19 protein-coding genes, 1 tRNA gene and 1 pseudogene are annotated in these 23451 nt (G+C 58.9%); 19 read left to right on the top strand and 2 right to left on the bottom strand.

What is annotated here, in order from left to right:
- Positions 1-97: 97 nt before the first annotated feature.
- The gene (locus ACK6D9_RS09250) at positions 98-313 is read left to right on the top strand and encodes a DUF2945 domain-containing protein (RefSeq protein ID WP_322989572.1); all 216 of its coding nucleotides are present in this window, start codon (positions 98-100) and stop codon (positions 311-313) included.
- Between the two features lie 245 nt (positions 314-558).
- A tRNA-Arg gene (locus tag ACK6D9_RS09245) sits at positions 559-635 on the top strand.
- Between the two features lie 117 nt (positions 636-752).
- On the opposite strand, the pseudogene ACK6D9_RS09240 reads toward ACK6D9_RS09245, so the two are convergent.
- Together ACK6D9_RS09240 and ACK6D9_RS09235 are read right to left on the bottom strand one after the other, a co-directional pair.
- A pseudogene (locus ACK6D9_RS09240) lies at positions 753-1335 on the bottom strand (IS3 family transposase); the annotation flags it as partial.
- Positions 1336-1374: 39 nt separating this feature from the next.
- Entirely contained in the window at positions 1375-1818 is a 444-nt protein-coding gene (locus ACK6D9_RS09235) for a BLUF domain-containing protein (protein ID WP_412051441.1), read from the bottom strand.
- Between the two features lie 168 nt (positions 1819-1986).
- Between ACK6D9_RS09235 and ACK6D9_RS09230 the strand changes: the two genes are divergently transcribed.
- From ACK6D9_RS09230 to ACK6D9_RS09150, 17 genes are all read left to right on the top strand, one after another.
- Positions 1987-2859, top strand: a complete 873-nt coding sequence (locus ACK6D9_RS09230; RefSeq protein ID WP_322990257.1) for an IclR family transcriptional regulator — start codon at positions 1987-1989, stop codon at positions 2857-2859.
- A gap of 39 nt (positions 2860-2898) precedes the next feature.
- The gene (locus ACK6D9_RS09225; protein ID WP_322990256.1) at positions 2899-4062 is read left to right on the top strand and encodes a zinc-dependent alcohol dehydrogenase; all 1164 of its coding nucleotides are present in this window, start codon (positions 2899-2901) and stop codon (positions 4060-4062) included.
- Positions 4063-4162: 100 nt separating this feature from the next.
- Positions 4163-4645, top strand: coding sequence for a RidA family protein (locus ACK6D9_RS09220; RefSeq protein WP_322990255.1), 483 nt, complete (start codon positions 4163-4165; stop codon positions 4643-4645).
- Between the two features lie 33 nt (positions 4646-4678).
- On the top strand, positions 4679-5596 hold the full coding sequence (locus ACK6D9_RS09215; RefSeq protein ID WP_412051440.1) for an FAD binding domain-containing protein: 918 nt from the start codon (positions 4679-4681) through the stop codon (positions 5594-5596).
- Entirely contained in the window at positions 5589-7472 is a 1884-nt protein-coding gene (locus ACK6D9_RS09210) for a molybdopterin-dependent oxidoreductase (protein ID WP_412051439.1), read from the top strand. The genes ACK6D9_RS09215 and ACK6D9_RS09210 overlap by 8 nt, the downstream gene beginning before the upstream one ends.
- Positions 7469-8482, top strand: coding sequence for a xanthine dehydrogenase family protein molybdopterin-binding subunit (locus ACK6D9_RS09205; RefSeq protein WP_412051438.1), 1014 nt, complete (start codon positions 7469-7471; stop codon positions 8480-8482). The genes ACK6D9_RS09210 and ACK6D9_RS09205 overlap by 4 nt, the downstream gene beginning before the upstream one ends.
- Before the next feature lie 90 nt (positions 8483-8572).
- Positions 8573-9493 (top strand): sugar phosphate isomerase/epimerase family protein, encoded by a 921-nt coding sequence (locus ACK6D9_RS09200; RefSeq protein WP_412051437.1) that lies wholly within the window; start codon positions 8573-8575, stop codon positions 9491-9493.
- 113 nt (positions 9494-9606) lie between these two features.
- Positions 9607-10569, top strand: coding sequence for a Bug family tripartite tricarboxylate transporter substrate binding protein (locus tag ACK6D9_RS09195; RefSeq protein ID WP_412051436.1), 963 nt, complete (start codon positions 9607-9609; stop codon positions 10567-10569).
- A 4-nt stretch (positions 10570-10573) separates the two neighbouring features.
- Positions 10574-11098 carry a tripartite tricarboxylate transporter TctB family protein gene (locus tag ACK6D9_RS09190; RefSeq protein ID WP_322989377.1) on the top strand — a complete coding sequence of 175 codons (525 nt, stop codon included), beginning with the start codon at positions 10574-10576 and terminating at the stop codon, positions 11096-11098.
- A 37-nt stretch (positions 11099-11135) separates the two neighbouring features.
- On the top strand, positions 11136-12665 hold the full coding sequence (locus tag ACK6D9_RS09185; RefSeq protein WP_412051435.1) for a tripartite tricarboxylate transporter permease: 1530 nt from the start codon (positions 11136-11138) through the stop codon (positions 12663-12665).
- Positions 12643-14535 (top strand): thiamine pyrophosphate-dependent enzyme, encoded by a 1893-nt coding sequence (locus ACK6D9_RS09180; RefSeq protein WP_412051434.1) that lies wholly within the window; start codon positions 12643-12645, stop codon positions 14533-14535. The genes ACK6D9_RS09185 and ACK6D9_RS09180 overlap by 23 nt, the downstream gene beginning before the upstream one ends.
- A gap of 8 nt (positions 14536-14543) precedes the next feature.
- A complete protein-coding gene (locus ACK6D9_RS09175) occupies positions 14544-15992 on the top strand; it encodes an NAD-dependent succinate-semialdehyde dehydrogenase (protein ID WP_322989374.1) in 1449 nt (482 codons plus the stop codon).
- 5 nt (positions 15993-15997) lie between these two features.
- Entirely contained in the window at positions 15998-17713 is a 1716-nt protein-coding gene (locus tag ACK6D9_RS09170; RefSeq protein ID WP_412051433.1) for an IlvD/Edd family dehydratase, read from the top strand.
- A 40-nt stretch (positions 17714-17753) separates the two neighbouring features.
- Complete coding sequence (locus ACK6D9_RS09165; protein WP_322989372.1) at positions 17754-19328, top strand: Re/Si-specific NAD(P)(+) transhydrogenase subunit alpha; 1575 nt, start codon at positions 17754-17756, stop codon at positions 19326-19328.
- 11 nt (positions 19329-19339) lie between these two features.
- Complete coding sequence (locus ACK6D9_RS09160) at positions 19340-20773, top strand: NAD(P)(+) transhydrogenase (Re/Si-specific) subunit beta (protein WP_412051432.1); 1434 nt, start codon at positions 19340-19342, stop codon at positions 20771-20773.
- 670 nt (positions 20774-21443) lie between these two features.
- Positions 21444-22022 carry a TRAP transporter small permease subunit gene (locus ACK6D9_RS09155; RefSeq protein ID WP_412051431.1) on the top strand — a complete coding sequence of 193 codons (579 nt, stop codon included), beginning with the start codon at positions 21444-21446 and terminating at the stop codon, positions 22020-22022.
- On the top strand, positions 22022-23413 hold the full coding sequence (locus ACK6D9_RS09150) for a TRAP transporter large permease (RefSeq protein ID WP_412051430.1): 1392 nt from the start codon (positions 22022-22024) through the stop codon (positions 23411-23413). The genes ACK6D9_RS09155 and ACK6D9_RS09150 overlap by 1 nt, the downstream gene beginning before the upstream one ends.
- Positions 23414-23451: the final 38 nt, after the last annotated feature.

Below are 23451 nucleotides of genomic sequence, written 5' to 3'. Positions count from 1 at the left end.
ACGCGCCCTGCGTCCACGTGCCCATTTTTACCCGCTGCACAGCTTTGACGGGAACTCTCAGCCCACATATCTGTTGGAGCTATGGAAGGAGAGTGTCATGGCCAAATACAAAATAGGCGATCACGTCGGCTGGAATTCGGAAGCCGGTCATGTCAGCGGCCACATCATCAAGATCCACGAGCGGGATTTCGATTACAAGGGTCATTGCCATCGCGCCACAGCTGAAAAACCGCAATACGAAATCAAGAGTGATAAAACCGATCATATCGCCGCGCACCGGGAAGAGGCATTGAGCAAACTGGACGATCGCTGACTACGGCTGAAAAGGGGGGGCCCCTGCCCTGGAGTTTCACGCGCTTGCCTCAGTCGGGAAAATGATGCGCACATCGGCCGTCCGGAATACACCGGAAGGAACGCACCATGGCCCATTGAAGCCCCATCGAAAAACCGGTGGCAAACACGTCATTTCGACATTGATGCGCCGCGCGGGATCGGCTAGAAGACCTTTCACGCCCCGCTTCGCGGCGCCTTCGGCAACCATTGCCAAAGGCTTCGGATGCACCCGTAGCTCAGCTGGATAGAGCGCTGCCCTCCGAAGGCAGAGGTCACAGGTTCGAATCCTGTCGGGTGCACCATATTTAAGCCGACATTTCAAAGTCTTAAGCAGAGAAAACTCTGACAGCACGCTTCATTTTACGGTCTGTCGCACTGGTGTGACGAAGACGAGGATGGCGTCGATACGAAAACACGGTATCGGTAAAGCGAACGGCCAGTTGGCGCCGTGGCAGGCCTTTCGGATCCAGAGCCATGTCGATGATGCGATCGCGGATATCGTCGGGATTCCGGTTCCACACCCGGGATGGCGCTGAGCGCCGATCATCAAGTCCTTCTACGCCGTGCGTCCGGATACGGTCATACCATCTGTAGACGGTCGGGCACGGTATGCCGAGTGTCGGCTTCACCGGTAGTTGGACTGCACGACGATCCGGATGATTTCCAGTTTCTCGGGAGCGGGATATCTTATTCCTCGCCCCCCCCATACCCGATCATGCCTTTTTAGGCAGCCGCAATTCGAGCGTCTGTTCGGCCACGGCTTCTTTCAAGCCCCGCATACGCGGCGTAGAACCTTCACTTCGTCCGATGTGGCGGCGCGGGCGTATCCCCGGCCAGCCGCTTCTTGCCTGCTTCGAGAACTTCCTTCGACCAAATATAATAAGGGCGTTCAGCAATCCGCTCGCGACGGCTTAGAGTGGCAATGCTGTTCTCGCCATGCAGGCCTTCCAGCACAGTGAGGATTTCGTCCTCCGCCGAATGATGCTTGCGCACCGCACGGCGTCTGCCTGCTGATCAAGTTTCAATCAGCCAAGGCTGCGATCAACTCGGTTCGGCATTCCAGAAGTCGCATAGGAACTTGAGCGCCCCTGGAGCGCCGGAAGCCTGGCAGCGTTCGATGAACTCAGTGGCAGCAAGGTCAGCGAATTGTGTGTGGCTCGCCAAGTCGGATGGCGCAACCGACTTGAAAGCCATCGACCAGTCCGAAAAGTCACGCGACGGCTTGGTTCCCTTTTCAAGAACGATCTTGGTGTGATGGCGAGGGTCAGCAAAAATGCGGCGGCGCAAGCTGTCGATCTTTTCCTGGTCGCCCTCAAGTAGTTGCATGAAGCTGCCATGGTTTCCGTCGCGGCCGGCAACGAAGAGCAGAACGCCCGTCACATCGTTGCGGCTATTGTAGGCACGACTTTCCGCGAGGATCGCCTCGAGAGCTTCTTCGTTCAGTTCGGTGGCCGCTTGGCTGACATAGACAAGATAGCTGATCATGGCTTCACTCCTCATATTGCGTTTTCAATAAGTGATGCTCGTAACTTCGTCAATCCGAAGTTACTCGACGCTATTCCCCCATTGTGAAAATCAATTTTATAATAAAAGAATAAATTGACGATTCGGCCAATATTGCATCAATCTATCAACAGCACTGGAGACGATCGCATGACGAAGCCCCCTCACGCATCCGGCGGTACTGCAGCCCATTCGGCTGACGCATACCGACGCCTGGATGGTGCGCCGGTCACAGGGTGGCTGGCGAACCCGGAGAAGCCATCGCGCTCCATCCAATCGGTCGAGCGGGCACTGCTGCTGATCGAGATCATGGCCGCCGCATCCGAGCCGTTGCCGCTTCAGGATCTCGCCCGGCGCTCCGAACTTAATACGTCGACCTGTCATCACCTGATCGCCACGCTGGTCGGGCGGGGTTATGTTTTGCATGCTGGGCGCAACCGCGGATACCTGCTGTCGTCTAAACTGCACGAGCTCACCGAGCTTGGCTCGAAGGAAATCGATCTTATCGATTTCGTTCGGCCTGACCTGGCCGCACTGAGCGAACGGCTGTGCGAGGGAGTGCAGATGGCTGTGCTGCGTGACAGCGCTTTGCTGACCCAATTGCGACTGGGTGGCGATCCCAGCCTGAAAGAGCCCGACGAGGTGAAGAAGATGAGCGCGTCGCACGCCACCGCGACTGGCAAGGCAATACTTGCCTGGTTGCCCGAAGCGGAAATGGCGCGGGTAATCTCTGAAAACGGGCTTGTCGCATACACAGACAAAACGATCACCTCCCTATCAGGGTTTATCGAGGAATTGCGCCATGTTCGCCGCAACGGCTTTTCCGTCGATAACGAAGAACTGCAGGATGGCGTCATCTGCTGCGGCGCGGCACTGCGCGACGAAAAGGGCGCCGTGATCGCGTCAATTTCGGCAACTTACGCGGCTCGCAAGAACAGCGAAGCCTACCGTAATCATGTCATCCAGGACGTGGTGCAATGCGCCCGTGCCCTTTCCGACCGACTGAGGGTCAGCCGGTTCTGAATCAATCAATATCGCAATCTGTTTAGGAGGAGAATCAAGATGCCGATGTCCGAAGGGGTGAAAACGCACCCAGATTACCCCATTCCAGATACCATGAAGGCCTGGGTTCTTGGCGACCCCGGCGAGTTGAAGTTCGTCGACAAGGCAGTGCCGTCGCCTGCGAGTGCCGAAGTGCTGGTTCGCATCGACGCAGTTGCGATCTGTGCCACGGATCTTGAGATCATTTATCATGGCCCGCCCGCGATGATTGAAGGCGGCGAGCCATTCAACAAGAATTTCACACCCGGCCATGAATACATGGGAACGGTCGTAGCGCTCGGCCAGGGTGTCGACGAATACAAAATCGGCGAGCGTGTCACGGTCGAGATCCACGCCGGGTGCGGCCAGTGCAAGCGCTGCCGTCAGGGAATGTACACGTCGTGCCACAACTACGGCAAGAACTACGGCGATGTGAACAAGGGCCACCGCGCCAACGGTTTCACCACTGATGGTGGTTTCTGCGAATACCAGGTCAACAGCATCAATACGCTGGTCCATGTGGCCGATACGATGAGCGACGAGGAAGCGACGCTGGTCGTGACCGCAGGCACGGCGATGTACGGCCTGACCGAGCTCGGCGGCTTGGTTGCGGGCGAAAGCGTTGTCGTCACCGGCCCCGGTCCCATCGGGTTGATGGGCGTTGCTGTGGCAAAGGCGCTCGGCGCGCAGCCGGTGATCTTGACCGGCACCCGCGACAACCGTCTGGAAATCGGCAAGCAGCTTGGTGCGGATCACGTGATCAACGTCCGCAACGAAGATGTTGTGGCAAAAGTGCGTGAACTGACCGACGGCAAAGGTGTCGATTACGTCGTGGAATGTGCCGGTGCACCTGATGGTGTCAACCAGGCTGCCCAGATGCTCAACCGTGGCGGCAAGATTTGTCTCGCCGCGTTCCCGGGCAAGCCCGATGAGGTCGATGTCGCTTACCTAGTGCGTAACAACATCTACGTCTACGGCATCCGTGGCGAGGGCAAGTCTGCAACCCACCGGGCCGAGGCGTTCATGCGCCAGAAGCGGTTCGATGCAACGCTGATCCACACCCATACCTTCGATATGGAGAACCTTCCCGAGGCCATCCGTTACGCCAAGGAGCGGGTCGAGGATGCGATCAAGGTGGTGGTGCGCAACAAGAATGTCGCCGCCCATAAGGTTGCCGCCGAATAGACCTTCGAAACTTGGGATCCTGGCCATCTGCCAGGGTCCCCATAGGATGACGCCTTGCAAACGTCGGCACCGAAAGATCATGAATCAAGGGAGACAGAAAATGAAACTCAAGTCCTTAGTATTATCTGCTGTTCTGGCGGGCTCATTTTTGACAGGCTCGGCAGCCATTGCCGAAAACATGTCACCCAACGGTGTGAAGACGCTTGCGCCAGCGGGCGGAATCGTCCCCACGGCAACCTGGTCGTTGGGAACACGCGCCGGCGATTTCGTGTTTGTCGCCGGAATGCGGGGCATCGACGCCTCGACCAACGCGCTGGTCCAAGACCCAGAAGAACGCGTGCGCATGGCCTTCAACAACATGAAAATGATCGCGGAATCTGAAGGCGCTTCGTTGCAGGATGCGGTGAGACTGGTGGTCTATGTCGTCGACATGTATCGCCACCGCCCCATCGTCAACAAGATCCAGAAAGAGCTGTGGGGCGACGGTCCCTACCCGCCGCGCACGATCGTCGAAGTCGACCGGCTCAATCAGGACGATATCGTCGAAGTCGAGGGTACATTCTACGCACCCGTCGAAAACTGAGCGAGGCCAGGCGGCGCGCCAAGGAGAATTCTGATGCTGAGCTGTGATATCTATTTGATGCCCAAGAGCCTGGCCGAGGCACTGGCGCTCTGGCGCGACGCGCCCGAGGGCAGTCGGCTGTTGGCAGGGGCTACCGATATCCTGCCCTGGGCGCGCGAGGGGCGCGCCGGTGACGTGCACCTGACAAACATCATCGATGTGTCGCGGGTGGCCGAATTTCAGGGCTATGAAGTGCAGGGCGACCGGGTGCGCTTGAACGCCAATGTCGTCTATCAGGACTTCATGGAGGATGAGACGCTGATGCGTCTGCTGCCAACCATGCCTGGCTGTGCCGCCTGGTTCGCCGATGACCAGATCCGCCGTCAGGCGACGCTGGTGGGGAATATCGTCAACGCCTCGCCTGCCGGGGACGGCCTGCCCCCCATGCTGGTGCACGAAGGCACCATCGAACTTGCACGGCTTGACGGGAACCGCGTCGTCACCCGTACGCTACCGGTCGTGGACTTCATCACCGGGCCCGGTCAGACCGACCTTAAACAGGACGAAATTGCCACGGCGATCACGCTGGATGCAATGCCCGGCCACGGCGGATCCTTTCAGAAGGTCGGCCTTCGCCGGTCACTTGTGATATCGGCCGTGTGCTGCGCTGCACTGGTCAAGGCGGATGCAACTGGCAAAAAATTCGAAGATGTACGCCTGGCCCTTGGTGGCATCGGGCCGCGCCCGATCCGTCTGCACCAGATTGAAGACATGCTGCGCGGTCAGGAGATGACCCGCGAGCTGGTCTCTCGTGCCAGCCAGATCCCTGCGGATCTGGTGGCCTCGCGCAGCCGCGTCGAATATCGTCGCGCCGTTGTTGCGGGATTTGTCGAAGCCGCGATCGAAGACGCCCTTGTGGCCGTTGGCGCCCCCATGCCGAACTCCGAACAGAAGGAGATGAGCCTTGTCTGATCTTGACATCACATTCACCGTCAATGGCCGAACTGCGCGCCGGCGGATCGATCCCGGACAGCGTCTGCTGGATGTCCTGCGTGACGACCTTGCCCTGACGGGAACAAAGGAAGGCTGCGGCGCCGGCGAATGCGGCACGTGTTCAGTCTTTGTTGATGGTCGCCTGATGAAGTCCTGCCTGTTGCCAGCCGCCAAGGCGGACGGTGTAACCATCGAGACGGTCGAGGGGCTTGCCGCGACAGGGGATCTGACGCCGATACAAAAGGCGTTCCACAAGACCGGGGCGAGCCAATGCGGCTATTGCATTCCTGGCATGGTGATGGCTGCGACGTCGACGTTGCGGGAAAATCCCCAGGCGGGAATCGAGGAAATCAAGGAACGCATGGGCGGCAACATTTGCCGTTGCACCGGATACACCAAGATCTTCGAAGCGGTTGAGATCGCCCGCGACGTGATCGCGGGGCGTCTGCCGGCAAGCGTCATGGAAGAGGACGGTGCAGGCACCAGTTATCTTGGCAACAACGTGCGCAGGCTCGACGCGCCCAGCAAGGTCAGCGGGCGTCTCAAATATGCCGGGGACATGGTGATGCAGGGAATGCTGCATATGCAGGTCCTGCGCTCACCCCATGCTCATGCCCGCATTGTGTCGATCGATACCAGTGCGGCCGAGGCGCTGCCCGGTGTCGCTTGCGTGATCACGTCCGACGATGTGCCTGGCATCGATGGCTTTGGCGTGTTTGTGCATGACCAGCCGGTCATGGCACGTGGCAAGGTGCGGCACGTGGGCGAGGCAGTCGCCGCTGTGGCCGCCGACGATGTGCGTACAGCGCGGGCAGCAACCAAGCTGATCAAGGTCGAATATGAAGAACTTCCCGGCCTGTTTGATCCAGCTGAAGCCCTGCAGCCGGGAGCTCCGGTCATGCACGATTACGCACCCGACAACCTGGTCAAACACATCCCGGTACGCAAAGGCGACATTGAAAAGGGCTTTGCTGCCGCCGATCTGATCATCGAGGAGGACTTTTCGACACAGCAGGTCGAACATGCCTACCTCGAGCCCGAGGCTGGGCTTGCCTATGTCGATCACGACGATGTTGTGACCGTCTTATCCCCCAGCCAGAACATCACGCATCACCGCCACATGCTCGCGACGATTATCGATAAACCCATTAACAAGGTGCGGTTTATTATGAGCCCTGTCGGCGGAGGTTTCGGTGGCAAGGAAGACATGATCTATCAGGGCATGTTGGCGCTCGCTGCGATGAAGACACATCGGCCGGTGCGGCTTGTTTTTACCCGCGAGGAATCAATCGCCTGTTCGGCCAAGCGGCACCCGTCGCGCACGCATTACCGGATGGGTCTGACCAAAGACGGCAGGATCACGGCGATCGAGTTCGACATGCTGTCGGACGGTGGCGCCTATGGAATGTCGTCGGAAGGGGTGATGCGCAAGGCAGCGATCCTGTCCTGCGGCCCCTACGAGATCGACAACCTGCAAGTCGACACACGCGTGGTTTATACCAACAACACGCCTTCTGGCGCGTTCCGGACCTTTGGCGGAATGCAAGCGCAGTTCGCCACTGAAAGCATGATGGACATCGCCGCCGAACGCCTTGGCCTCGACCCGTTCGAGATCCGGCGCCGCAACATGATGAAGGCAGGTTCGCGAACCCATACACAGCAGACGCTGACCTCGGCCTCGATCGACCGGGTGATGGAAGCAGCCGAAACCGCCAGCCGGTGGGAGCCGGGCGCACCGCAAGTCCGCGGTGGTACACGAACCGATCTTGGCGGGGCCGACACACGCGCGCCCTGTACGCTGGGCGCCAGATTCACGAAGACTGCGGCAGCAGCAAAGGCCGAGGTGGCATCATGAACCGGAAAATGCGGGGTCGCGGGATTGCGGCAAGCTGGTACGGCATCGCCCGGACGGCAACAATTGACAGAGCAGGTGCCTGGGCTGAACTCGACGATGGCGGCACCGCCAAGGTCGTCACCGGCGTGACAGAGATCGGAGAGGGCATCCTCACACTGCTGTGTCAGGTCGCAGCCGAGGAGCTGGGCGTGAAGCCCGAGCAGGTGACCCTCGGTGATAATGATACCGCCCGCTCGCCAGAGGCGGCCCATGCGGGAGCGACGCGCCAGACCTACATGATCGGCAATGCCGTAACGCTTGCCTGCCGCGAGGCGAAAGGCAAGCTCTTCGATGAGATTGCCGAGGTCTGGCAGGTGGACGCCGCTGATCTTCGCTCTTTCGACGGTGAACTTTGGGCAGAGAACACCAACAAGCGGATCTCGATGAATGAAGCGGTCGATATCTGCAAGAAGCGCGGCGTCGTTCCGGTCGGCTCAGGCAGTTTTACCGCTCACGGCACGGGCCTTGATCCGGTTGATGGATCCGGCAGCCCTTGGCAAGCCTATGTCTTTGGCACACAGGTCGCCGAAGTCGAGGTCGATACGATGACTGGCGAGGTGCAGGTCCTGGGTATTTGGGCGGCGCATGACGTTGGCCGCGCGATCAACCCTCGCGGTGTTGAAGGACAGATCGAGGGCGGCGTGGTGCAGGGTCTTGGCCAGGCGCTGATGGAAGATTACCAGACCAAGAATGGTCATCCGGTCACCCACGGCTTTGCGAAGTACATCTTGCCGACATCACTCGATATTCCGCAGATTAACTGCGTCATTGTCGAAGACCATGATCCTCTCAGCCCGCTGGGCGCCAAGGGGATCGGCGAGCCTGCGCTGGTACCAACGGCGCCTGCAGTGATGAATGCGATCTATGACGCCATCGGCGTTCGCATCCAACACCTACCGGCCACGCCGGAAAAAATCCTTCTGGCACTGAAGGAAAAAAGGCAGCGCGAGGAGATTATCGCTGCCGAATGACGTTTCAGATTGCCTCGGCATCCGGCCTCGCCTCGCTGTGGCAGAGTATGAGAGACAAACTTTAGGGAGATGAGTGTGGTGGAGACTTCAATGTACAGCGCGATGCGCGTAGGCATCGTTCATTTCAAGGCGTTCCCGGGCATAGAGACCGGCGCCGGGCCGATCGTCGAGACGCTTGAGAAAATTTGCGCAGACGATTTCTGGACCGCAGTCGAAGTCGGCTGGATGAAGGATTACCGGGTTCGCAACACTGCGCGTCACATCCTCGACCAGAGCCACCTCTCCGTTGCCTACGCCACGCAGCCCAAGATGCTGAGCAACAAGTTTAACCTCAACCATTTCGACGCCGGAGAACGTGCCAAGGCCGTCGATGCGGTGAAAAGTTCGGTCGACGAAGCGCGTCAATTGGGGGCCGAGGTCGTGCGGTTGATTGCCGGCAAGGATCCGGGCGACGCAAAGCGCGAAGAGGCCAAGAAACTGCTGATCGATTCGCTTCACCAGATTCTTGATCACACCAATGAAGAAAAGGATGGCCTTGCGCTCACGCTCAAGATTTTCGACCGCTCGATCGACAAGATGAATCTGATCGGTCCGGTTGGCGATGCGCTGGATATCGCGCGCGCGATCCGGCCCGATTACCCGAACTTCGGGCTTCTGACCGATCTGAGCCATTTTCCGCTTCTCGACGAGACGCCCGAAGAGAGCATTCCGCAGCTAGCGGAGTTTCTCGATGCGGTTCATCTCGGCAATTGCGTGTTCCGTGATAAATCTCACCCAGCCTACGGCGATATTCAGCCCCGTTTTGGAATTCCAGGCGGTGAAACAGATACAGCCGAAGTGGTGACCTTTTTCCGTGAGCTTACAAAGAGCGGGTTTTTCGATAAACCCGTACGTCCGATCGTGAGCGCCGAAGTGCGTCCGGTTCTCGCGGGCGAGGTGTCAGAGATCATTCTCGCGAATGCAAAGCGAGTGATCCGCGACGCCTGGGCATTGTCGCAACGTCGGCAGTAGAAGAGCCCAAATTGGCAACGCTAAGAGTTAAGAGGAGGAACTCGAAGCATATGAAAGTGGCCGTAAAATATCAACTTGAACATGAAAACCGTGTTCAAAAGGGAGAGAAAAATATGACAGTACGATTGAAAACAGCCCTGATCGGGGCCGTAGCGGCAACCGCACTCGTAACCAGCGCAAGCGCGCAGGATTTTCCGAAGAAGCCGGTTGAAATGACGATCCTGTTCGGTAGCACGGCGCAGACCATCGGCCAGCTCCTTGCGGATCTGATGTCGAAGAACCTGCCTGAACCGGTCGTGCCGGTAATGCGTTCTGGCGGCGGCGGTTCGGTCGGATATCAATATGTCCATTCCACCGATCCGGATGGCTACAACATCGTCTGGAACTCAAACTCGATCAGCACCAGCTTCCACGGTGGCAAGATTGATTTTGACTACACCGCGTTTACGCCGATCGCAAAAATCAGCACCGAGGTTCCGGCTATTGCTGTGCGCGCCGATACCGGCTGGGAGACGATTGGCCAGATGGCCGAAGAGCTCAAAGCTTCCGGTAAGAAGCTCAAGATTGGTGCCTCAGGAAACGGCTCGTTTACCCACCTTACGACCGAGGCGCTGCTGGCAGCTGTCGGCCTCTCGGATCAGGCTGTAAATGTGCCTTACGATCAGGGCCGCGCCCCCGTGGAACTGCTGGCGGGACGTCTCGACGCTGCCGTCCAGTGGCCGGGCCAGTTCATTTCTCACCATAAGGCAGGCACACTGCGTATCCTTTGCCTGACCAGTGCGGAGCGGGTTGCCTCGATGCCCGATATCCCGACCTGCGCAGAGAGCGGTGCAGAAGGGGTCGACATCGAGATGTGGCGTGGTCTCGCCGCACCGGCCGGTACTCCCGAAGATGTGGTGATGGTGCTTCAGGACGCAGCGGAAAAAGCTGTTGCCAGCGAAGAATTCCAAAAGGCATCGCAAACCTTGGGATTTGAGCCCGCGTTTTCGGATCATACCGCTTTCGGAGAGTTGATCGCCCGCGACGACGATACCCTCGCCAAGCTGATGGCCGACATTGGCCTGAAGGCGCAATAAGATCATGGAGCAAACGGCGCACTCAACCCGCCGCGACATGGCCGCCGGAACGACTTTGTTCGTTCTGGCGGTCGTCTGGACGGTGATCGTCTACTTTACGGTCCCAACCGGTTCTGGTGTCGGGCCGCGGGCGTTTCCTCTCGTTCTTGGTCTTATACTGATGGGGTTTTCGGCCGTGCTTGTGGCCGTGAACCTATACAATTGGCGCAGAGGGGCTGAGGGCCGCCCGGAGGCCCATGAAGATGCAGACGGGCCTGGATCCGAAGTCGCGCGAACCGCGTCGCTGCTGCGGATGCGCGTTTTGGTCACTGTCTGTGTGGCCATCGCGATCTACGGGTACCTCATGCAAAAGCTAGGCTTTGTCGTTGCCACTTTTCTGACGGTAGTGGCGCTCCTCCTCACCCTTAAAGAACGCCGCTTTCGCGTGGTGTTAGGCATGGGATTGGGCATCACGCTGGGGTGTTGGTTGGTATTCGGCCAGTTGCTCGGGGCCTACATCCCTCGCGGAACCTGGATTTCATTGTTTTGACTACTGACAAAAGCAAACTGACAGAGGAAGTCGCCAGATGGACATTCTGATAACAGCCTTGCAGGTTGTCGTCGCACCCTTGACGCTGGTGGCGATCTTTTCGGGCTGTGTGCTCGGTGTCATTTTCGGGGCAATCCCGGGGCTGACCTTTACGGTGGCGATGGCATTGGTCGTGCCAATGTCGTTCTCGCTCAATTCTGCACCCGCCATTGGCCTGCTGCTCGGAACCTATATCGGCGGAATGACAGGCGGCTCGGTTTCGGCAATCCTGTTGGGGATCCCGGGCACCCCCTCGGCAGCGGCCACGGTGCTTGATGGCTATCCCCTGACCCGCCGCGGCAAGGCATCTCTTGCGCTCGGGACGGCCGTGGTCGCCTCGGCCTTCGGAGGCTTTGTGAGCTTGGTCATCATGATCTTTTCGGTCGATTTCGTGGCTAGTCTTGCATTGCGGTTTGGTCCCGCCGAGACCTTTGGTCTGCTGATTTTCGGCCTGTCGACGATTTGCGGCCTCTCCTCGGGGTCCATCGTCAAGGGGCTGATCGGTGCGATCATCGGCCTGATGGTGATGACCATTGGTATCGACGAGATGAGTGGCATGCAGCGGCTTACTTTCGGCACGATCACGTTACAGCAGGGCATCAACATTCTGGTCGCGATGATCGCGCTGTTTGCCGTTCCGCACGTGATCGACGCCTTCGTTGATCACTTCCGCGCCGACAAGGAAGTCAAGGAACTGGCAGATGTGCGCGCCGAACTTCCTTCGATCCGTGACCTGGCAAAAAATTTCTGGCTCATGGTGCGCTGCTCGTTGATTGGCACCGGCGTCGGCGCGATCCCCGGGACCGGCGGTCCGATTGCCGCGTTTCTTGCCTACGCTCATGCGAAAAAGTCTTCGAAGACACCCGAGGAGTTCGGGAATGGCGCGATGGAGGGTGTGGTCGGCCCAGAGACCGCCAACAACGCTGTTACGGGGGGAGCAATGATTCCGCTTCTGTCGCTCGGCATTCCTGGCGATCCAGCCACCGCAATCCTGCTGTCGGGGTTGCTGATCCACGGGCTCATCCCCGGCCCGATGCTTTTTCTGGAGCATCCGCTGGAAATTTATGAGGTCTACCTTTCGATCGTGGCAGCATATGTTTTTGTGGTTGGCATCCAGCTTCTCGGCATCCGCTTTTTCGTGCAACTGCTCCGCGTACCAGCGCATCTTCTGGCAGTGGGCATCGTAATCATGTGCGGATATGGCGCCTTCAGCATCCGCAATTCGGTTTTCGATGTCGTTGCCGCCGCGGTGCTCGGTGCGATGGCTTACGGATTAAACCGGGCGGATATTCCGCTGACACCGATCATTCTCGGCCTCGTCCTCGGCCCCTCGATCGAGCGCGAATTCCGTACTGCGATGATTCTCTCTGAGGGCAACCTCGACATCTTCTACACTTCAGTGCCTGCTGCCGGATTCCTCTTGGTCGCCATGCTTATAGTCGGCGTCCAGGTTTTCAAATCCGTTCGCGCATTTCTTCCCAATTCCAGTCCGAAGGTGAAACCCGATGCACGCGCCCAGTCCAATTAAGTCCACAGACACTCCCCTGGCCAGCGAAATGCGCGCGCGCGCCAAGGCCATAGCTGCTGCCGGTAATGTGTCAGATGCACTCGACAGTGGCGCATTGCCAGAGATCGTGGAGCTGACACTGTCGGAGGCACTGGTCATCGCTCTCTTGAAACAGAAGGTGCGGACCTTTTTTGCGATCTTCGGCCACGGCTCCACCGATCTGGGCGAGGTTCTGCGCCTGTATTCCGAAGAGGGAGTAACCACAGTTATCAACTGCCGCAACGAAGTCGAGATGGCCCATGCGGCCACCGCGCATGCGTGGGTCTATGGCCAAACGCCTGCGGTCGTCACCTCGATTGGGCCGGGGGGGCTGCAGGCCATGGCAGGGTCGCTCGCGGCTGCGTCAAACGGGGTTGGAGTCTACCACATCTACGGGGATGAGACGACCTTTGGCGAAGGTTACAACATGCAGCAAGTGCCCAAGGCGGAACAGGAAATCTTTGGCAGGATGACTGCGCTTATGGGGCAATCGTATGTGCTCCACACGCCTGAGGCACTGCGCGAATGTATGCGCAGGGGCACGGCCTGCGTACATCATCCATACCGTGCGGGGCCGTTCTTCATCATGGCACCGATCAACACCCAGCCGCAGACAATGCAGCTGAATGTGGCCACCCTGCCCGGTCCTCTGTCCGTTCCGGCATTGGCGCCTGCAGGTCGGGAGGCATATGAGCGCGCCGGAGCGTTGATTGCCGGTCACGACCGGATCGTCATCAAGGCCGGCGGCGGCACGCGCGGCCATGCACAGGCAGTGCAGAAACTGGCTGAACATATCGGCGCGACGGTCGTTCTGTCGCCGGGCTCAAGCGGAGTCTTGCCGGATGCGCACCCGCAGAACATGCATGTGGGCGGTTCCAAGGGTACGATCAGCGGTAATTTTGCGATGCAGAATGCCGACTTGGTGCTGATGATCGGCACGCGAGGAGTTTGCCAGGCCGATTGTTCGGGCACCGGCTGGCCGGCGGCTGAAGCGGTCATCAACATCAATGGCGATCTTGGTGACGCCAGCCATTATGCTCGCACCGAGGCGCTGCCGGGCGACATCAGTGCGGTGATCGGCAATCTGATTGATGCCGTGCCGCAGCAAGAGCGACAGGAATGGCTTGCGAGATGTGCTGAGGTCAAGGCAGACTGGATGGCGTTCCGGCAAGCGCGCGTGGATCACGCGCCGGTTGAAGATATTGTCTGGGGCCGTCCTGTGCTGACGCAGCCCGCCGCTATCCACACAGTGGCAAGCTTTGCTGCCAGTGTCGACGCGATCAAGTTCTTTGATGCCGGCGACGTGCAGGCCAACGGGTTTCAGATCGTCGCGGACACGGCACCGGGACAGACATTCACCGAAACCGGGGCGTCCTACATGGGATTTGCCGCATCGGCGCTGCTGGGCGCTGCTGGTGTGGGCAAACCGAAATACGGCATTGCCTTTACCGGCGACGGGTCGTTCATGATGAACCCGCAGATATTGATCGACGCAGTCGAACACGGCGTGCGCGGCATGATCGCGCTGTTCGACAACCGTCGTATGGCTGCGATCACCGGCTTGCAGATTGCTCAATATGGGCGCGAATTCTGCACAAATGACCGGGTTCCGGTGGACTATGTTGCGATGGCGGGCGCAGTCACCGGTGTCAAGGCAATCCATGCCGGGTTCGACGCCGATACGCTGGCGTCGGCGCTGGCTGAAGCGTATGCCCATGACGGGCTCAGCCTTTTGCACATACCGGTTTACGGCAGCCACGATGACTTTGCCGGCATGGGAGCCTACGGAAGCTGGAATGTCGGCAACTGGGTCAACGCTGTTCAACGCGACTACCTGCATCAGAAGATTTGAGGAAGCCAATGTATCAAGATCTCAACCTATTCATTTCGGGCAACTGGCGCGCGGCCTCTGACGGTCAGACGCGGGGCGTATCGGATCCTGTAACCGAGGCCCAGTTGGGCACCATTGCTGTTGCCACGGAAGCTGATGTGGATGCGGCCCTTGCTGCAGCCGAGGCCGGTTTTGCCGAATGGCGCCGCACCGGTACATGGGAGCGCGCTGCCAAGCTGCGCCGCGTGGCGGATCTGATCCGTGAGCGGGTCGAAAACATCGCAACCCTGATGAGTCTCGAGACTGGCAAACCACTGGCTGAGGCTCGCGGCGAAACGGGTGCCGCCGCCGACCAGTTCGAATGGTATTCAGAAGAGACCAAGCGCATCTACGGGCAGATCATCGAATCCCGCACGGCAGATAGCCGCATGTCCGTCATCTATCAGCCGGTTGGCGTGGTAGCAGCCTTTTCAGCCTGGAACTTTCCCGCCCTTCTGCCTGCCCGCAAGATGGCCGCGGCGCTTGGTGCTGGCTGCTCGATCATCATCAAACCTGCGGGTGAAGCACCTGCGTCCTGCGCCGCACTGGTCGCAGCCTGTCACGACGCGGGCATTCCGGCAGGCGCCGTCAATTTCCTGACCGGCAATTCGTCCATGATCGCCGAGCGGCTGGTGCGCTCGCCCATCGTGCGCAAGGTGTCGCTGACCGGATCTGTGCCCGTCGGCAAGGAAATCCTCCGGCTGGCCGCCGAAGGGGTCAAGAAAGTATCGATGGAACTGGGGGGACACGGCCCGGTGCTGGTCTTTGGGGATGTCGATGCCGAGGCCGCCGCTGAAGTTTGCGCCAACACCAAGTTCCGCAACTGCGGGCAGGTTTGCATCTCACCCACACGGTTCTACGTTCATGACAGCTGCTATGACGCTTTTTCCGCCCGTTTTGCCGAAGTTGCCAACTCCCTGAAAGTCGGTGGCGGGCTCGAAGAGGGCGTACAGATGGGGCCGATGGCCAATCGCCGGGGCCTGCAGACGATTGAGGAACTGGTTGCCGATGCGCAGGGCAAGGGTGCCAAGCTTCTGGCTGGCGGCGCGCGGCCCAAGGAGCGCAACAGCGGCTTTTTCTTTCAGCCGACCGTGCTAGGCGACGTGCCCGACGACGCTCGCGTGATGCACGAGGAACCTTTCGGCCCGATTGCTCCGATCACCCGCTTTACCTCTTATGACGAGGTGATGACACGCGCCAATGCCCTGCCCTTCGGCCTTGCGGGTTACGTGTTTTCCAACAGCCTCAGTGTCGCGACACGGGCCTCCGAGGATCTGGAAGTCGGGATGGTCGGCGTCAACGAAATGCTCCTTGCCACAGCCGAGGCGCCGTTCGGCGGCATCAAGGAAAGCGGCATGGGCCGGGAGGGCGGTTCAATGGGATTGCATGACTACCTTGAACCCAAGTATATCAAAATGAAACTGGCTGCGGTGGAATGAGCAACATGGACGAGCAAGACCCAACAGGCTTCGCACGAGGTCTGACGAACTACGGTGACAAGGATTTCTCGCTCTACCTACGCAATTCCTTTGCTGCTTCGATGGGCTATTCGCGCGAGGTGCTGAAAAAACCGATCGTCGGCATCGCCAATTCATTTTCCGGCTTCAACAACTGCCATCGGCATTTCCCGGAACTGCTGGACGCGGTAAAGCGTGGCGTTCTATTGGGTGGCGGGCTGCCCATCGAATTCCCAACCATCTCGCTTGGTGAGGTGTTCCTGTCGCCGACGTCTCTGAAATTCCGCAACCTGATGGCCATGGATACTGAAGAAATGATTCGTGCACAGCCGATGGATGCGGTGGTGCTGATGGGGGGCTGCGACAAGACAGTGCCGGCACAGCTGATGGGCGCCGCCTCGATCGATCTGCCTGCTGTACAACTGGTGGCCGGGCCGATGATGACATCTCGCTATGGCGAAGAACGTCTGGGTGCCTGCACGGATTGCCGCCGGTTCTGGGGAAAATACCGCGCCAAAGAGGTGACGACTGAACAGATCAACGATATCGAGGGGCGGCTGGCCACCACATCGGGCACTTGTGCCGTGATGGGCACCGCATCAACCATGGCCTGCATCTCGGAAACCTTGGGCATGAGCCTGCCGGGAACCGCTGCGATACCGGCAGTCCATGCTGACCGGCTGCGGGCTGCAGAAGCCTCGGGCCGCGCCGCCGCGCAGATGGTCACATCGCCGATCAGGCCCAGCCAGGTCATCACCGAAAAGTCGGTCGAGAATGCCCTGCGCGTTCTTCTGGCTCTGGGCGGGTCGACCAACGCAATCATTCACCTCACGGCCATCGCAGGGCGTCTGGGTATCAAGATCTCGCTTGAGCGGCTGAATTCGCTTAGCGACGAAACACCGGTTCTGGTCAACCTCAAACCGGTTGGCATGCACTACATGGAAGATTTCTTCTTTGCCGGCGGTGTCGGTGCCGTGTTGCGCGAACTGCGCCCATTGCTTCATCTCGACACGATATCGGTGACCGGTGAAACTCTGGGCGAGCGACTGGACCAGGACCCAGGCTATATCGACCGCCGGGTGATCGCCTCCGCCGAAGCGCCGCTCGAACCGCAGGGCGGGCTGGTCGCACTGTTCGGCAATCTCGCGCCCCGCGGTGCTATCCTGAAACGCTCTGCCGCCGACAAAAACCTGTTCGAGAAAGAAGGGCGCGCTGTGGTTTTCAGCTCGCTCGAGGATCTTGCGGCGCGGGTGGACGACCCGGATCTCGATATTACTGCCGATGACATCATGGTCCTGCAGAACGCCGGGCCAAAAAGTGCCTCGGGCATGCCGGAGGCCGGCTATCTGCCGATCCCGAAAAAGCTGTCGGCGCAAGGTGTGAAGGACATGATCCGCATTTCCGATGCGCGTATGTCCGGTACTGCCTTCGGAACCATTGTGCTACACGTCGCTCCCGAGGCCTCTACCGGAGGTCCGCTGGCGCTGGTAAGAAACGGGGACCGGATTCGCCTGTCGGTGAGCGAGAAACGGATCGAACTGCTGGTTGATGAGGCCGAGCTGGAGCGGCGCAGGTCCGAATGGACCGGCAATCTTGTGCCGCCTGAACAGCGGCGCGGTTACGACCGTCTCTATGCATCCGAAGTACTGCAGGCGGATGAGGGGTGTGATTTCGCATTTCTGCAGCCGGTCGCAGACGCCTGACCGACCCGTAGATCGGGCAGCAAAGAAAAGGACAAGAAACGTGAAAATCGGGACGCCAAAGGAAGTGATGAAGGGTGAGGCACGTGTTGCCATGACGCCGGATTCGGCACGTCTGCTTCAGAAATTGGGGTATGAATGTGCAATCGAGTCCGGGGCCGGGGTGGCTGCGGGCTTCTTGGACGAGGTTTATGCCGATGCCGGCGTCGAGATCGTCAAGACTGCCGCCGCGCTGTGGAAAGGTGCCGACGTCATCGCCAAGGTGCGTCCTCCCACGGACACCGAGATCAAGAGGCTGACCGACGGCAAACTGTTGATCAGCTTCTTCTGGCCGGCCCAGAATGGCGATCTGATGCAGGCGGCGGCCGACAAGGGCGCGTCGGTCATCGCGATGGACATGGTGCCGCGCATCAGCCGGGCACAGAAGATGGATGCGCTGTCGTCGATGGCCAATATCGCCGGTTACCGCGCCGTGATCGAAGCCGCCAACAACTTTGGCCGTTTCTTCACCGGTCAGGTGACGGCTGCCGGCAAGGTGCCCCCGGCCAAGGTTCTGGTCGTCGGTGCCGGTGTGGCGGGTCTTGCCGCCATCGGCACATCGACAGCCCTTGGCGCAATCACCTATGCGTTCGACGTGCGCCCCGAAGTGGCCGAGCAGGTTGAATCCATGGGCGCGGAGTTTGTCTTCCTCGACTTTGATGAAGAGGCGAAGGATGGCGCGGAATCGGGTGGTTACGCCTCAGTCTCCAGTCCAGAATTCGCTGCCGCACAATTGGCGAAGTTTCGCGAGTTGGCGCCCGAGATCGACATCGTCATTACCACGGCACTGATCCCCAACCGCGAAGCGCCCGAGCTGTGGACCAAGGATATGGTCGAGGCGATGAAGCCCGGTTCCGTCATTGTCGACCTTGCCGCCGAAAAGGGTGGCAACTGCAAAATGACGGTGATGGATCAGAAGATCGTCACCGACAACGGCGTGACGATCATCGGCTATACCGACTTGCCCAGCCGAATGGCGACACAGTCCTCAACGCTTTATGCAAACAACATTCGTCACATGATGACAGACCTGACGCCCGACAAGGACGGCAAGGTCAATCATAATATGGAGGATGACGTGATCCGCGGGGCAACGATTGCCCATGCGAAGGAGGTTACATTCCCTCCACCGCCACCCAAGATCAAGGCAATCGCAGCGCAGAAGCCCAAGGAAAAGCTCAAGGAAAAGACCCCGGAAGAGAAGCGGGCCGAAGAGGTCGGCGCGTTCAAGGCGCAGACAAAATCTCAGGTAACCCTGCTGGCCGTCGGTGGTGCACTGGTGCTGGGCGCTGGACTTTTTGCCCCGGCTAGCTTCATGCAGCATTTTATCGTCTTCGTGCTGTCGGTGTTCATTGGTTTCCAGGTGATCTGGGGTGTGGCGCACAGCCTGCACACGCCGCTGATGGCCGTTACCAACGCCATCTCGTCGATCATCATTCTGGGTGCGCTAATGCAAATTGGATCAGGGTCTACCCTGGTGATCGTGCTGGCGGCATTGTCCATCTTCATGGCGGGCATCAACATTTTCGGCGGCTTCCTCGTGACACGGCGCATGCTCGCCATGTTCCAGAAGTCGTAAGGGGTAGAGCAATGGAATTCGGATTTACAACAGCGGCCTACGTGGTCGCGGCGGTGCTCTTGATCCTCTCGCTTGGTGGATTGTCGGGCCAGGAAAGCGCCAAGCGCGCAGTGTGGTACGGCATCTTTGGCATGGCGCTGGCGGTGTTCGCAACGATCGTCGGCCCCGGTACGGGGCTGTGGCCTGTTTCGCTGATCCTGATCGCCCTGGGTGGCGTAATTGGTTACCAGCTGGCCACCAAAGTGCAGATGACCCAAATGCCGGAATTGGTCGCGGCAATGCACAGCCTTGTCGGTCTGGCGGCAGTCTTTGTCGGCTTCATCGCCCATATAGAAATGGGCCGGGTCATGGCTATGGACGCAGCAACCCGCGACGGGCTTGAGGGGTTTGCTGCCCTGCTCGCGCATAAAGAGGCCGTTGAGGTGTCGATTCTGCGCATCGAGCTGTTCCTTGGCATCTTCATCGGTGCCGTCACGTTTACCGGATCGGTGGTTGCCTATGGCAAGCTGGCAGGCAAGGTGAATTCGGCCGCTTTCAAACTGCCTGGTGGCCACATACTCAACGCCGGTGCTGCCGCTGTGTCGGTGATCTGTTTGCTGTGGTACTTCAACACCGGTGGGCTGCTGCCGCTGGCAGTGATGACAGTCTGCGCATTGTTCATCGGCTATCACCTGATCATGGGCATCGGTGGCGCGGACATGCCCGTGGTTGTCTCGATGCTCAACAGCTACTCGGGCTGGGCGGCGGCCGCCATCGGCTTCTCCCTCGGCAATGACCTGCTGATCGTTGTCGGCGCGCTTGTCGGTTCCTCCGGTGCGATCCTGTCCTACATCATGTGCAAGGCGATGAACCGATCCTTCATCAGCGTTATCCTGGGCGGTTTTGGCGGCCCGGCTGGCGAACAGATGGCAGTCGAGGGCGAGCAGATCGCAATCGATGTCGACGGCGTGGCCAGCGCACTGGACGAGGCGGATTCGATCATCATCATTCCGGGCTACGGCATGGCCGTGGCGCAGGCTCAGCAGAACGTTGCAGAACTCACGCGCCGCCTGCGGGCCAAGGGCAAGAATGTCCGTTTCGCCATCCACCCGGTTGCGGGACGTCTGCCCGGTCACATGAATGTACTGCTGGCCGAGGCCAAGGTGCCTTACGACATCGTGCTCGAGATGGACGAGATCAACGAGGACTTCCCGGAGACGGACGTCGCCATCGTGATCGGGGCGAACGACATCGTGAACCCGGCGGCGCAGGACGACCCCAACAGCCCGATTGCCGGCATGCCGGTTCTGGAGTGCTGGAAAGCCAAGCAGGTGTTCATTTCCAAGCGCGGGCAAGGCACGGGCTATTCCGGGATCGAAAATCCGCTGTTCTTCAAGGAAAATTCGCGGATGTTCTATGGCGATGCAAAGAAGTCCCTGGACGATTTGCTGACCAAGATTTCGTGAGCGGTGCGATTTGGAAAAAGAGATGCCACGTTGCCTGAAGTCGGGCGATCAGACAGCTCAATGGTGGGAGTGAATCGCTAAAATCAGAGATATTGCCACCCACCATGCCGGAATGCGGAGCCGTATCAGTTTATATCTCGAATGAACTTCTATGCGCGGCTTCATCTCCATATTGCTCTGATGCAGGTGGCCGTATTTCCATTCTCTGAGGCTCACCATAATTTTCAAAGGCTTCGTCAATTCACTAGGTATTTGGGCGCCCATTCAGCACTCAAATACCTAGTGAACACCTGCCCTTTCGCATGACCATCAGGACATGAACCCTTCTGCAAATACGCCGGTGCCCAGTCAAATCGGTATTCTGGTTCTCACCTCAGGCCTCGCCGTCACTCTTCGTGCACCCGAAAACCTGAATTATCTTCCGGCCTAAACTTAACTTCCCAATGCATCAAGCATCCTTGCAGCATGGACAGCAAAGCTGCCATTTTTTCCTACGCTGCACGACCGTCGATCGAATACCCCTCCCCCGCGCGGACCGAGCGATATTGGACGATAGGATGAGACGCAGCAAAGGTGATGGCTAAAACGGGGTCTGGTTCTTGACTTTTACCTCCTGCACTTTGATTGAGGTCGGTACAAACGAACATGACTATAATGGGGGGAGCGAAGGGTGCGTTTTCTTGCTGGAGTTGCGGCGTCTATATGCGCGGTCAACCTTTTTATCGGGCGAACATTCGCCTGGCTCTCACTGGCCATCGTCGCCGTATGCTTCACGGTGGTCGTTCAGCGCTATCTGTTTTCGATCAGCTACCTCTGGATGCAGGATCTGTATGTGTGGTTGAACGGGGCGATGTTTACGGCGGTGGCCGGGTTCGCGTTGCTCCGCAACGATCATGTGCGGGTGGACATTTTCTATCGTCCCGCAAGTGTGCGGACAAAGGCATTGACCGATCTGATCGGCGTGTTCCTCTTTCTGCTGCCGTTCACCTGGGTGGTTTACCAATACTCCATGCCGTTCGTGGCTCGTGCCTGGAGCTATCGTGAGGGCTCGGCAAATGTTGGCGGGATGCCGGGTCTCTTCATTCTGAAAACCTTCATTATCACCTTTGCCGGGCTGATCGCGCTTCAGGGATTGGCGATGGCCATCCGGTCGATCCTCGTGCTTTCGGGCAATGAGCAATTGGTTCCCAAATCAATCCAGTACAATTCGGACCAGACTCTCTCTGATCTGCCCAAGGGAGCTGTCTAATGGATCCGGTGGTAATTGGCGAAATTTTCGCCGCTCTGATGTTCTTTGGCGTGATCGGCTTCCTGTTGCTCGGCTTTCCGGTTGCCTTCACGCTGGCCGGTGTCTCCTTGTTGTTTGGTGGTGTCGGGCTGGCCTTCGGGGTGTTTGATCCCTCGAATTTCGGATCACTGCCCAACCGCTATATCGGCTTCATGACCAATGAGGTGCTGGTGGCCGTGCCCCTGTTCATCTTCATGGGGGTGATGCTGGAACGAAGTCAGATTGCAGAACAGCTTTTGCTGACCATGGGCAAACTGTTCGGGAACCTTCGCGGTGGGCTTGGCTTTTCGGTGATCATTGTCGGCGCGATGCTGGCCGCGTCAACCGGCGTAGTCGGTGCGACCGTGGTGACGATGGGTCTGATCTCGCTGCCGGCAATGTTGCGCGCAGGTTACGATCCAAAGCTGGCTACCGGCGTCATCAGTGCCAGCGGCACACTGGGCCAGATCATCCCACCCTCAACCGTGCTGATCTTCATGGGAGACATGCTGTCAGGCATCAACAGCCAGGTGCAGATGGCCAAGGGTAATTTCGCTCCAACTCCGGTATCGGTGGGCGATCTGTTTGCCGGTGCGCTGCTGCCGGGGCTGCTGCTGGTTTCGCTTTATCTGATCTTCGTCCTGTTCAAGGCAGTGACCGACCCCGCCTCATGCCCAGCCACACCAGTGCCGCCAGAAGAGAAGGGCGACCTGTTTCGTGAGGTGCTCGTTGCATTGGTTCCGCCGCTGCTGCTGATCCTTGCGGTCCTGGGTTCCATCCTCGGGGGAATTGCCACGCCGACCGAGGCTGCCTCTGTTGGTGCAGTGGGCGCGATGATTCTTGCCGCATTGCGCTGGCGCCTGTCTTTCACCATCATCAAGGAAACCGTGATCTCGACTGCGACAATTACCAGTATGGTATTCGTCATCCTGATGGGCGCGTCGGTTTTTTCGGTGGTGTTCCGGATGATGGGCGGCGACAATCTGGTGCATGAATTTCTGAGCAATCTGCCCGGTGGAACGTTGGCCGCGGTCGCTGTGGTGATGCTCATCATGTTCTTTCTGGGCTTCATCCTGGACACGTTCGAGATCATCTTCATCGTCATCCCGATTACCGCGCCGGTGCTGCTGGCGCTGGATGTCGATCCGGTCTGGCTGGGCGTTCTGGTCGGGGTCAACCTGCAAACATCTTTCCTGACGCCGCCATTCGGCTTTGCCCTGTTCTACCTGCGCGGGGTGGCACCAGAGAACTTGCCAACCAGCGCAATCTACAAGGGCGTCCTGCCCTTCGTTGCGTTGCAGATCGTAGCGATAGCCATCCTGTTCATCTTCCCCGAAATCGTCACCTGGTTGCCACGTCTGGTGGCCGGGTAATCCATAAAAAAAGGCCCGGCGAAAACACCGGGCCTTTC

This window comes from Hoeflea sp. Naph1 (genome assembly GCF_046837775.1).
In the GTDB taxonomy this organism is placed as follows: domain Bacteria; phylum Pseudomonadota; class Alphaproteobacteria; order Rhizobiales; family Rhizobiaceae; genus Hoeflea.
The sequence above is the reverse complement of the archived record's forward strand: the minus strand, read 5'-3'. Positions and strand labels throughout refer to the sequence as shown.